The 12,796-nt window shown below is 42.7% G+C and carries 11 protein-coding genes; all 11 read left to right on the forward strand.

What is annotated here, in order from left to right; genetic code table 11:
* The first annotated feature begins 66 nt into the window (after positions 1 to 66).
* Complete coding sequence (locus MHI12_RS14870) at positions 67 to 702, forward strand: glycoside hydrolase family 11 protein (protein WP_338594745.1); 636 nt, start codon at positions 67 to 69, stop codon at positions 700 to 702.
* Positions 703 to 835: 133 nt separating this feature from the next.
* Positions 836 to 1,675, forward strand: a complete 840-nt coding sequence (locus MHI12_RS14875; protein WP_341007451.1) for an SUMF1/EgtB/PvdO family nonheme iron enzyme — start codon at positions 836 to 838, stop codon at positions 1,673 to 1,675.
* Positions 1,676 to 2,026: 351 nt separating this feature from the next.
* Positions 2,027 to 3,142, forward strand: a complete 1,116-nt coding sequence (locus MHI12_RS14880; protein ID WP_341007452.1) for a helix-turn-helix domain-containing protein — start codon at positions 2,027 to 2,029, stop codon at positions 3,140 to 3,142.
* A 4-nt stretch (positions 3,143 to 3,146) separates the two neighbouring features.
* On the forward strand, positions 3,147 to 4,928 hold the full coding sequence (locus MHI12_RS14885; RefSeq protein ID WP_341007453.1) for a sensor histidine kinase: 1,782 nt from the start codon (positions 3,147 to 3,149) through the stop codon (positions 4,926 to 4,928).
* A gap of 13 nt (positions 4,929 to 4,941) precedes the next feature.
* The gene (locus MHI12_RS14890; protein ID WP_405172819.1) at positions 4,942 to 6,483 is read left to right on the forward strand and encodes a response regulator; all 1,542 of its coding nucleotides are present in this window, start codon (positions 4,942 to 4,944) and stop codon (positions 6,481 to 6,483) included.
* Between the two features lie 139 nt (positions 6,484 to 6,622).
* Positions 6,623 to 8,278, forward strand: a complete 1,656-nt coding sequence (locus tag MHI12_RS14895; RefSeq protein WP_341007455.1) for a sugar ABC transporter substrate-binding protein — start codon at positions 6,623 to 6,625, stop codon at positions 8,276 to 8,278.
* Between the two features lie 112 nt (positions 8,279 to 8,390).
* Complete coding sequence (locus MHI12_RS14900; RefSeq protein WP_017688458.1) at positions 8,391 to 9,356, forward strand: sugar ABC transporter permease; 966 nt, start codon at positions 8,391 to 8,393, stop codon at positions 9,354 to 9,356.
* Positions 9,357 to 9,368: 12 nt separating this feature from the next.
* A complete protein-coding gene (locus MHI12_RS14905; RefSeq protein WP_017688457.1) occupies positions 9,369 to 10,271 on the forward strand; it encodes a carbohydrate ABC transporter permease in 903 nt (300 codons plus the stop codon).
* A 282-nt stretch (positions 10,272 to 10,553) separates the two neighbouring features.
* The gene (locus tag MHI12_RS14910) at positions 10,554 to 10,928 is read left to right on the forward strand and encodes a response regulator transcription factor (protein WP_036615858.1); all 375 of its coding nucleotides are present in this window, start codon (positions 10,554 to 10,556) and stop codon (positions 10,926 to 10,928) included.
* The gene (locus MHI12_RS14915) at positions 10,918 to 11,553 is read left to right on the forward strand and encodes a hypothetical protein (RefSeq protein WP_017688455.1); all 636 of its coding nucleotides are present in this window, start codon (positions 10,918 to 10,920) and stop codon (positions 11,551 to 11,553) included. Before MHI12_RS14910 ends, MHI12_RS14915 begins: the two co-directional genes overlap by 11 nt.
* Positions 11,546 to 12,508 (forward strand): diguanylate cyclase domain-containing protein, encoded by a 963-nt coding sequence (locus MHI12_RS14920; RefSeq protein WP_405172820.1) that lies wholly within the window; start codon positions 11,546 to 11,548, stop codon positions 12,506 to 12,508. Before MHI12_RS14915 ends, MHI12_RS14920 begins: the two co-directional genes overlap by 8 nt.
* Positions 12,509 to 12,796 lie beyond the last annotated feature (288 nt).

Genomic DNA, 12,796 nt, shown 5'->3' on the forward strand with positions numbered 1-12,796 from the left:
CTAAAAAACATTCATATCGGATTGTAGCATCAACCAAATCTATTAAAATATCAGGAGGTATCATCCATGTTCAAATTTGGCAAAAAATTAATGACCGTTGTTCTTGCAGCTTCCATGAGTTTTGGTGTCTTTGCAGCAACATCCAGCGCTGCAACAGATTATTGGCAAAATTGGACAGATGGTGGAGGAACGGTCAACGCTGTTAACGGATCAGGAGGGAACTATAGTGTAAACTGGCAGAATGTAGGTAACTTCGTTGTCGGTAAAGGGTGGACATATGGCACGCCTAATCGAGTGGTCAATTACAATGCCGGCGTATTCTCTCCTTCAGGTAACGGCTATCTCACTTTCTATGGTTGGACTAGAAACGCTCTAATTGAATATTACGTGGTGGATAGCTGGGGAACGTATCGTCCGACTGGCACGTACAAGGGCTCTATGACTAGTGATGGCGGCACATATGACATCTATACAACGATGAGATACAATGCACCTTCCATTGATGGTACGCAGACTTTCCCTCAGTATTGGAGTGTTAGACAGTCCAAGAAACCAATCGGAGTCAATTCTACCATCACGTTCAGTAATCATGTGAATGCATGGGCGAGCAAAGGGATGTACTTAGGCAACAGCTGGTCCTATCAGGTGATGGCAACGGAAGGTTATCAAAGTAGCGGAAGCGCAAACGTGACGGTTTGGTAAAAATGATGTGATGTAGTTCAACTTCTGCACCTGCATTTGAATTCAATTTTCCGGTAGCGTTGAGTAACGTTATTCTCCAAACTAACGGACCTCGACGTTGCCGGATTTAAGCTTAGTAAAGGAGAATAATTGAATGAGGAAGCTGGTATGGTTAACTTTAATCGCTATAGTCGTTAGTCTAAGTGCTTGTTCAGCAACTAATACCAAATTAAACGATGACTTGGTATTTGTCGAAGGGGGAGCCTTCAAAAGTAGTAAGCCGAGTCAGATTGATAGGAATGAAACGCTGGATTCCTTCTATATTGGCAAATACGAAGTAACTCAAAAAGAATGGATGGAGGTTATGGGGGAAAACCCTTCTGGCTTCAAGGGAGATGACATGCCTGTTGAAATGGTCAGCTGGTATGACGCAGTGGAATACTGTAATCAAAAAAGTATAAAAGAAAACCTGAAACCTTATTACAATATAGACAAAGACAACCAGGACACGAATAATCACAATGAAAACGACAATATAAAATGGATTGTAACGATCAACGAGGACGCCAACGGTTACCGTTTACCCACAGAGGCAGAATGGGAATACGCTGCAAGTGGAGGTCAAAAGAGCTTAAATTACACATACAGCGGAAGTAATAATCCTGATGAAGTTGCTTGGTACTGGGTAAATGCCGGAGAGAACATTCTGACGGGTGACTGGAGCTGGCCCGCTATTGAGAGCAACCGTAATCAAACCAAAAAAGTCGGAACTCAGAAGGCGAATGAGTTAGGAATCTATGATATGTCTGGGAATGTGAGAGAATGGTGCTGGGACTGGTACAGTGATTCGGAAATTCCCAATCAATCCTGGCGAGTTGTGAAAGGTGGAGGCTGGATTGGCGGTGTCAATAACAATGAAATATCATTTCGAGGCAAATTTGATGCAAATGGTTTTGGTCCCGATCAAGGATTCCGTATTGTGCGTGGAGAATGAAATGCCCTGCTTGTTAGTGGATTACTTCTGAACCCGACCTATAATTTGTCGGGTGAAAACCTATAGTTTATCAGGTTGTTGTACCAAAATGTAAGCGTTACACTTGAATTGTCATCCCGGCGCTTCGTTATAATCGGAGCGTTCTTATAGTTCGGTTCGGTCTGATAGAACCATTTCTATGTTATTGATTAATGACGATGGGACTGGTAGAAATTTTGTTCTCCAAGTTGTGCGAGCAGACAACAATCCTGCTGTTGTTCTGCTGTTTAGCGTTCTTACAGCAACTGGAATCTACCTGTTGATATAGATAAAATACATGCAGCTGATCAAGGATAAAAGTGAGGTGAGCTAATGTACAAGGTCATTGTCGCGGATGATGAGCCGTTTATGCTAGAAGGATGGAGAACAATGATTGACTGGCGAGCTTGTGGATATGAACTCTGCGGAACGGCAACAGATGGGGAGGAAGCACTTGCTTTATTCAACTCGGTTGAACCGGATCTTGTCGTCACTGATATTCAAATGCCTGTTATGGATGGTCTTGGTTTGATTCACACCTTGCGAGAAGATCTCGCCTATACCTCTAAAATTGTTATCGTTACAGGATACTCCGATTTTAATTACGCGAAGCAAGCCATACGGTATCAGGTCGATCAGTACGTGCTTAAACCTCTTGTTCCCGAGGAGATCCATCAAATCCTTATGGAAATGATTGAACCTCTGGACAAACGCAGAAATGAGCAAAAACAGAAAAATGGAGTCACGGTTACAGATGAAACCTATGAGAATCATCTTAATGAATATCGAATAAGCGAAGAATATGATTTAGAGCAAATGATGAATATCTCCAAAGAGATCTTGGCGTTGATTGAAGCAGAAAACACGTATTCCATCGATAATGCAGTGAGTGCACTGTTAGAGAAAAGTGAGAAGGCAGAGGTTTCGTTGGAATGGATACATCATGTCATTCGATATATCCATGGGGAGTTGCTACGAAAATATGGAAAAAGAGAGGGTTGCAGAGAAATACTATGTGAAAAAGAATGGCATGAGGCTGCGAGTTGGTCTTCCGGCACATTGCAAGACCTGTGTGTTCGACTGTCCGAGCAACTTTCCCAGTCTGAATTGAAGCAAAAGACGGGTACGGGAGGGCTGGTTTCAGAAGCAGTGAATGAATTGAAGCAACACTATCGAAGTAAAATTAAATTACAAGATGTAGCTAATCGTATTCACGTGAATTCTGCCTACCTGGGTCAACAGTTCAAGCGGGAGATGGGGGTCAGTTTCAGTGACTATGTGCACCAGCTTCGTGTTGAGGAGGCCCGTAAACTTCTGCGACGTACCAATATGAAGATCACTGACATTGCATTCAGGCTAGGATATCATGATGCTGAATATTTCACCCAAAAGTTCAGAGCGCATACAGGGGAGCTTCCGTCAGTCTATAAAAACAAAAACCAAGGGTGATTATATGCGTCATAAATTCTGGATGTTCAGTAAGGTTAATGATATTCCTCTCCGATCCAAATTTCTGCTTATTTATGTACTTAGTATTCTCCTTCCTGTAATAACGATTAATATCTTCTTTTATGAACGAACCTCTGCGGATATCAAGATTAGAGAACAGGAAAATCTGCGTAAATCCATCGACAGGGCTGCGGGGGAACTGCTAGGCATGATTGATGAGAGCGTTGCCCTGAGCCGAATTATTGCAGCAGACGATTCGCTCTATGAGGCACTGGATCGGACCTATCACTCCCCCGTGGATTATTACAACGTCTACCATGCATTCCTGCGAGATAAATTAACACGGTACATGTCAGCGAATATTCTGGAGGTGCGTATCTATACGGATAACGATACCATTCAGACGGGCAGTCATTATATCGTGATGAAAGACAAGAATGTACTCCCTGGATTGAAACAGCTGAAATCGACCAGTGGAGGCATTCTTGTCGTTGATTATATTGAGCCATCCGGATTTAACGCGGGAAGAAGAATCAGTGTGATTGGCAAAATGGATACCTATACTTCCTATGCCAATTACAACAAGTATTCCAAGATTGATCTGGAACTTAGCCGGGTGTATAGCATTTTAAATCGTGAATCAGACAGTCTTCAGCTGCGTCTGGTGGACAGCAACAATCGAACTGTCGTTTCAAGTGGGGAATTCAGCGAAACCGACTTATCCCCCCTTGATAATGAATCAATGCTCAAGGAATCTGGAGATTCTGCTTACACGCTCGAAAAATCGTTGGGGAATCTAGCCTACCTAAAGGGTTGGAAATTGATTGGAGTTGCCGATACGCGTCACCTTGACCATCTTTTGCAAGAAGCCTTTAAATCAATTCTGGGGTTGCTTGCATTAAGTATTGTGGTCCCCTCTGTATTAATCTACATTATTTTGCGTTCCTACCACTATCGGATTCGCAAGTTATCCAGACATATGGAGAAGGTTCGTAACGAACGATTCGATCTGATTGAAATTCACGAAGGCCGCGACGAAATCGGCGGGCTTATTCGTACATTTAACATCATGATTGGTAAAATTCATACGCTGATTAATGACGTATATAAACTGGAAATCCGTCAAAAAGATCTGGAGCTGGATCAAGTGAGGACTGAATTGTCGATGCTCCAGAGTCAGATGAATCCCCATTTTTTATTTAACACATTGAATGCTTTGCTGGTCGTTAGTACGAAGAATGGATATACGGAAGTCATTGAGATTATTAAAAGTCTGTCCAAACTGATGCGACAGTTGCTCAGTCATTCTGACAATCTGATTCCTTTGCAAGAAGAGCTGGAATTTACGAATCTTTATCTCCAGATTGAGAAGTTTCGCTTTGGAGAGCTGTTTGATTACACCTTCGAGGTTGATCCTGATGCAGCTTCGTTGCTTATTCCCCGAATGAGTATTCAACCGCTCGTCGAAAATGCCTGCAAACACGGCTTGCAGGCTCGAAAAAATGGAAGACAAATCAAGATAACGGCGAGTCGAAACTCTTCTGAACTGGTTATTCAGGTGATCGATAATGGAATCGGTATGGATGCAGGGAGATTAACCGAGCTCCTGCGAGATATTCGTTCTGAAAGACCCAGGAACGGCGAGCATGTAGGACTCCGCAATGTCTACCGCAGGTTGGAACTCTTTTATGAAGGAAATGCGATATTTGATCTAAGCAGTGTACCTGGAGAGGAAACCGTTGCAGGGTACCGTATACCGATCTCCAAGCTGGAACAGAGGAAATAGGAGGTAAACTCTCATGTACAAAGTACTGTTAGTCGATGATGAACCGTATGCCATTGAAGGGTTACAGCTTCTGATCAATTGGGAAAAGTATGGTTTCGAAATCAGAGGCGTATGCGCCAACGGTGAGGAAGCCATTCGTATGATGGAACAAGATCGACCTGATCTCGTGGTGACAGACATTCGTATGCCTGTGATGAATGGGCTGGAACTTGTAGAAGAAGCACGACGATTGGAACATGAGTCTGTGCTGTTTGTCATCACGAGTGGATACAGTGACTTTAATTATGCCAGACAAGCTATTCGATTAGGTGTCTCCAACTATCTAACCAAACCGGTTGACAGTACAGAAGCAGAGGATATGTTGGTCCGTCTCCGTATGCAATTGCAGGAGCGTGAAAACCAGGAGCGTATAAGGGAACATGCAAACGAGCAAAGGATCAAAGCGTTTTTGTCTGCACTGATTAAGGATAAGCAAAATATATCGGAGGAGGAGATGTCAGAGATCCTTCCTCGTTTAAACAAATCCCATTGGGCATACCTGCGGATAGCCTTTCAGGGAGATATTCAGGAAGTCTGTTCAGTAGCCGAACAAACGGCTGAAGAAACAACTTGCTGTTATGTGATAGACAGAACAAGAGACTCATTCGGACTTGTATGGGGGGAGGAAACGAATGATAGAAATGAGACATTTGAAGCAATTAAAGCTTTTACACAGCGTTTAATGAACAATATGCAACATAACGGCTGTGAAGAAATTCATATCGCGGTTGGATTAACGGTCAACAAACTGGAGCATTTATCTGAATCCTTCCGCTCCGCTCAGGAAGTTGGGCGTTATTTGTTTTTTAATCAAGAGCGTCTTTTGTTTGCCGAAGATATTCAGCTGGAGAATTGGCAGTTTGATCCGGAAACGCTGTCAGAGGTGGACCATATTTGCGATTTGCTTGAAAACGGTTCTGTAGAGGAACTCTCGTCTGCGATTCGGAGTGCTTTTGAACTGTTTGTACAGATGAAGGCTGCGCCAGAGATTGTACATATTTTCTCTACCCATATTATATTCCGCGGATTGTCCCTGTGTAGAGAATTAGGAGGAGAACCTAATGCTCTAATGAACGAATTGGCGAGCGGAATTCTGGAGAAGGGCCATCGAAATATAGAAGAGGTTGCTAACAATCTGGAACATTTCTGTTTGCAATGCAAGTCAGAACTGGCCATTTTCCGGGAGAGGCAAATGGGTGGCATCCAGGCGACGGTTGCTGAATATGTGCAGATGCATTACAGAGAGACATTTACGATCCAAGAGCTTGCAGAACGATTCTACGTGAATCCTGTCCATTTAGGGCAATCCTTTTTGCGAAAGTATGGTAAGGGTGTGATCGAGGTAGTACATGATTTAAGAATGGAAGAAGCGAAGCGTCTGCTCCAGCAGACGAATCAAACATCCAGTGCGATTGCAGAGCAGGTAGGGTACCGCAGTTACCAGCATTTTCTCAGACACTTCGAAAAACGAACAGGCATGAAACCAGTAGAATACAGGCAAAAGTATGCGAATTGATCCATGAAAAAGAAGAACCCCTCCTGAATAAGACCTACAATTACAGGGGGGTAGACCTTAAATGTATATATTTTGTAACCGCATACATTTCTTCATACTAAAAACAGTAAGACATACCACTTCCAAGGAGGGCAAGTACATGGGGGGACTTAAGAAAAAGAAGCTTTGGGGTTCCGTATCACTCGTTCTGGCTTTGAGTTTGGCACTGGCAGGATGCAGCGGTGACAATGAGAAAGCGACTACAAAGGATGGGAAAGAGGTACTGAACATCTCGGCCTTTATCGGAACGCCAAATCAGGCGCCAGCTAAAGATAACCGAATCTACAAGAAGATTCAGGATGAACTCGGCGTTAATCTTGAGATGGAGTTTCTAGTAGGTGATCTTCAACAGAAGTTGGGCGTTATGATTGCCGGGGGCGATTTCCCGGATCTGATCACAGCAGACACCAAGTTGGTCTCAGCGGGTGCGGTTATTCCGCTCGAAGATCTCATTGAAGAGCATGCACCTAATCTGAAGAAACATTTCGGTAAAGACTGGAACCGGATGAAAGATTCCAGTGACGGACATATTTACTGGTTGCCTAACTATGGAGTGTATACAGGGGAGTTCATTAGTAACTATTATTCTGGTCCTGCATTCTGGATCCAAAAGTCCATACTGAAGGATGCCGGGTACCCAACTCCAAAAACGTTGGATGATTTCACCAAGTTGATCCGTGATTATGCAGCCAAGAATCCAACGATTGATGGTCAACCGACGATTGGTTTCACTACATTGGCTTCAGACTGGCGGACGTTCCCTTTGCTTAACCCACCTGAACATCTTACGGGTCACCCCAACGACGGGGGCGTAGTCGTAGATGATAGTGGAGTCGCAACCGTGTTTGCCGACAAAGATATCTCCAAACGGTATTATAAAGAACTAAACAATCTGTACAACGAGGGATTGCTGGATAAAGAAGCCTTTGTTCAGAACTACGATCAATATCTGGCCAAAATTTCTTCGGGACGTGTGCTTAGCATGTTCGACCAGCACTGGAATTTCCAAGCCGGCGAAGACCCACTCGTAGCACAGGGGAAAATTGGCCAGACATACGTAGGCTTCCCGCTTGTCTATGATACAAGTATCACAGATCATTATCTGGATCGTCCGGTCATTAACTTGAACAATGGTTTTGGTATCAGTAAAGATGCCGAAGACCCTGTCGCACTCATCAAATTCCTCGATAAGCTTATGGACGAGAAGTACCAGAAGCTCTTGTCATGGGGTGAAGAGGGTGTAGACTATCAAGTGAATGAAGAGGGAAGATTCTATCGTACACCAGAGCAACGGACAGAGCAGGATGATCCAGCATGGAGATTGGTTAACAAAGCTGAAGGTTTCTACGCTGCTGCACCGAAGCTCGAAGGAACATTTGAAGATGGCAATGCAATTGGAGCGATCAACCAACCTGAGGAATTCTATGACAACCTCAAACCGGAAGATAAAGAACTTCTGGATGCATATGGCTTCAAAACGTGGAGTGACTTCTTCTCTCCTGCACCAGAAAATCCAGTGTACTATCCAGCATGGCAGGTCGATCTGAAAGAAGGCTCTGATGCTGCGGTAGCGAACAAACAAATGACAGACACTTCATTGAAATTCTTGCCTAAAGCAATCATGTCAAAACCGAATGAGTTCGATAACATTTGGACTGAATATGTAGACGCTTACAAGAAGATCGATGTCAAATCCTATGAAGATCGGATTAATGAACAACTGAAATGGAGAATCGAGAACTGGTCTGTTAAATAAAAAAATGCGGCAATGATTCTCTCGGAAGGTATCAACCAAAGGATTACTCAGGCGAGTGCCTTCCGGGGACATCATGCTTAAAGTCGCTGCAAGCCAATAGGAGGAGTGAAAGATGGCGAACACGCCTGGAGCCATACCAGAGCAAACCACCCGTACAGTCGTTCCCAAAGCACCACTGTTAAAACGATTGCGCGGACAAAGACAACTCATGTTCATGTCATTGCCCATCGTTGCGTACATTCTCGTATTCTCGTATTATCCCATTTGGGGCTGGGTTATGGCCTTTCAGAATTACAGTCCTGCGAAGAGTTTCACGCAGCAGGAATGGGTCGGGCTCAAACATTTTAAGTTTTTGCTAACAGACGATGCATTTCTTAACGTGCTTCGTAATACCATTGCGATGAGCGTCATCAATATGGTGCTCGGATTTGCGACAGCCATTATATTTGCCATTTTACTTAATGAGATCAAACATAAGTTATATAAACGAACCATTCAAACAATATCGTATTTACCTCACTTTCTCTCATGGATTATTGTGACAGGTATCGTAGCAAGTTCACTATCTGTAGATGGTGGGATTGTGAATGTGGTACTCATGAAGTTGCATATCATTCAAGAACCTATCATGTGGCTTAGCGTTCCGGAATACTTCTGGGGCATTGTAGGCGCATCCCATGTATGGAAAGAAGTTGGCTGGAATGCCATTATTTATTTGGCGGCCATCACATCTATCGATCCTTCCCTCTATGAAGCGGCAGAGATTGATGGTGCGAACCGATATAAGAAAATGCTGTATGTGACCTTACCCGGAATCAAATCCATTGTTATCATTTTGCTGATCATGAATATGGGCTGGATTTTGGAAGCTGGATTCGAGGTTCAGTATCTGTTAGGTAATGGTGTGGTTGTCGACTGGTCACAGACGATAGATATATTTGTCCTGAAATACGGACTACAGATCGGGAATTATTCTTTGGCTACTGCGGCAGGTATCTTCAAAACAGTAGTTAGTATCACGCTGATCTTTGCGGCGAATTCAATTTCCAAACGGCTCGGGGAAGACCGATTAATATAAGGGGGACTAGAGATGGGAATCAATAAATCTCGGCTTGAACCGATTGTCTTCCATACGTTAAATGGTATACTGATGATCGCAATCGCGATTGTTACCCTGTATCCGTTTGTGAATACACTCGCCGTATCATTCAATGCCGGTAATGACACCATCCGGGGTGGGATTTATCTGTGGCCTCGGGTATGGACAGATCAAAACTACAGAGCAGTATTTGCAGGAGGGACCATCTTCAGCGCCTTTGGTATATCTGTGGCGAGAACGGTTTTGGGGACAGTTTTAAGTCTATTCTTAACCTCCATGCTGGCTTACACACTAAGCCGAAAAGATTATATATTACGAAAGCCCATTACCATTACAGTTGTTCTTACGATGTATTTTAGTGCAGGTCTTATTCCAACTTACTTCCTAATGAAAGATTTGCATTTGTTAAACAACTTCCTGGTGTACATTATTCCTGGGCTGATCAGTGCCTTTAATATGATCGTTATTCGAACCTATATCCAGACACTACCCGAGGGATTGATCGAATCCGCCAAAATTGATGGTGCTGGAGATTTCAGAACATTCATTTCCATTATTCTACCGCTGTGCCAACCGGTTCTCGCTACTGTTGCACTGTTCATTGCAGTCGGTCAATGGAACTCTTGGTTTGATACGTTTCTGTATGCATCTTCCAAACAAAACCTAAGCACGCTGCAATATGAGTTGATGAAACTATTATCATCTTCTATGAATTCCAACAGCAGTGCAGCCGTTGCCAATGGTGCAGATCTTGGTGCTGCGCGTAACATGGTTACACCTGTATCTATTCGGGCAGCGATTACGATTGTTGCGGCATTACCCATCTTAGTCGTATATCCATTTTTGCAGAAGTATTTCGTTCATGGCTTGCAGCTTGGAGGGGTAAAAGAGTAAACTTAATGCAGTTCCAGATAACCGATCAAAAACGGTCACTAGGTGACCGTTTTTTCATGTTTTTTAAACGGTAGACCTTAGTATGTCAATTGCACACAAATCGAACTTATTCAATAATGTTGTTGACAATTAAATTAAAGTTACTATAATTTATATTTACTTGATTCACCAGTCAGTCTTTTTTCAGGGTGCCACTGCGCGCGAAAGCCCTATATCAAGAACTGTCCACAGCGCCTGACCATCCCGAGCTCTTACCATTTTATCAAGGAGACTGAAGAGAAAATGAAAGTATTAATCGTGGAAGACTCCATTTTCGTACAGAAATTGCTTACAAAGCTGATTGTTGATCATATTCCAGAATGCGAGATTCAGATTGCTAACAATGGAGAGCAAGGATACAACCTATTCAAGGAATTTCAACCTGATTTTATAACCACCGACCTGCTGATGCCTGGTTTGAACGGACAAGAAATGCTTCGAATGATTCGAGAAACGGATAGTAATGTCAAAATTATTATCTTATCCGCAGATATTCAGAAGACAACTAGGGATGAAGTTGAAATGTTAGGCATTTCTGGTTTTTTGAATAAACCGTTAACCGCAGAGAAGGCAACTACCATGATTCAACTGATTCAGGCGGCCTATCATGCTGAATGATTTACAGAAGGATTTGCTGACTGAACTTGTGAACGTTTACGTGGGACAAGCGGCTAACATGTTGTCAGAGATTGTAGACAAGCGTATCGTTTTGAATATTCCGGAAGTGGAACTAATCTCCATATCCGATGTTGATCCTGGAGATCGAAGATACAACATTTTCTTTAGTGAAGGTCACCTGTTTAGGTCATCCTTACAGTTTGGATACGAATTTCAGGGAAAAGCATTTCTGATGTTTCCTGTTGAGCAGGCTAAAGTATTGGCAAACATCTGTCTTGGAGAACTGGGTGAGAGCGTTATACCGAACGATCCGAACCTGATGGATACGGATTTGGACGTTTTGAAGGAAGTTAGCAATGTCCTGCTTAACGCCATTATTGGAGAATTCGGTAATTTCCTGGAGATCAAACTGGAATACGTCCTGCCTGATATTGAACTGATCTATGTCACCAATTCCGATCAACAAATATTGCTTCAGAATGAAGTCTACGTCCTGGTTTTACATACCTCGTTTTTACTTGCCGATACGGATGTGACAGGTATCATTGTCATAGCACTGAGTATGAACTCCATATCGAGCCTTCTGGCCAAAATGGACGCTTTGTTGGAGGCGGACAATGGATAATCTTATTTCACAAGCTTTGAACAAAGCCCATATGGGAATAATGATCGTGGACAGGCATTTAAAAATTGTTGTGTGGAATGCCTGGTTGGAACGTTTTACTGGCAAGAATGTAGAAGAGGTAGTAGGCTTGAATCTGCTTGAGATCTGCCCACGGTTTAAGTCGAACATGTATTTAAATATTTTGCAAAATGCGTTGTATCATGGACAGAGCAGATTTTGCTCAAGCGCTTTACATAAGGCATTCATTCTTCCTAATGAAGGGGAGGATGAACAATTATTCAGACAAAATATGCATGTTGAACCGCTCTATCATGAAGATCGGAGTTATGCCCTTATTCAGATTACTGACATGACTAACACCAATACCAGGGTATATAAACTTAAAAATCTGATCAAAGAACTGGAGACGGAGTACGCCAAGATCAAAATCTCCGAGAAAATCAGCAAGCATTTGTCTTTGCATGATCCACTTACAGGTCTGCCTAATCGTCTTGCTTATAATGACCGTCTTGCCTGGGCCATCAGTAATGCCCAAAGAAACCATAACAAACTAGCCGTCATGTTTGTGGATGCTGATGGGTTTAAACAAGTGAATGATACATATGGACACCATGTTGGCGATCAAGTGTTGCTGGAAATGGCAAAGCGATTAAGCGAAACAATTCCAAGTACGGACACTGTAGCTCGGCTTGGCGGGGACGAATTCATCATTTTAAGCCATCTGAAAGATGATCACGATGCTGAAGTCATCGCCAAAAGATTGGAAGCTGCATTCAGTACCCATTTCAAAATTGCCGGAAACTATATCAACCTTTCGATGAGTATTGGTATCAGCCTATTTCCCAAGCATGGACAGGAGCCTTCCGAACTTCTGAGACATGCGGATGGAGCCATGTACAAGATTAAAAAGAATGGCAAGAATGGTTATGGAATCTATGAACCTGAAAATGCTTAAGAAATCTAAAATGTCTTTTAATAAAGTTGCTACAATAGCAACTTTATTTGTGTACATAATTAACATAAGAAAAAATACGTTTTCTCCTATCAATAATATTTTTTTACATATGAAGATGAGAGAGTAGTTATTATGTAATGTAGTAATCAAATAGCCAGTGATACTTATAAAGGAGTGCGCAGATTGAACGAGATAGATGGTGCGATAGTCGCACTTTTGCTTTTCAGTTTCTATATTCTATTACTGTACGGAATGCCGATTATCATAATCATAGTGGGGTATTTCATA

It is taken from the genome of Paenibacillus sp. FSL H8-0280, from assembly GCF_045040665.1.
In the GTDB taxonomy this organism is placed as follows: domain Bacteria; phylum Bacillota; class Bacilli; order Paenibacillales; family Paenibacillaceae; genus Paenibacillus; species Paenibacillus xylanexedens_A.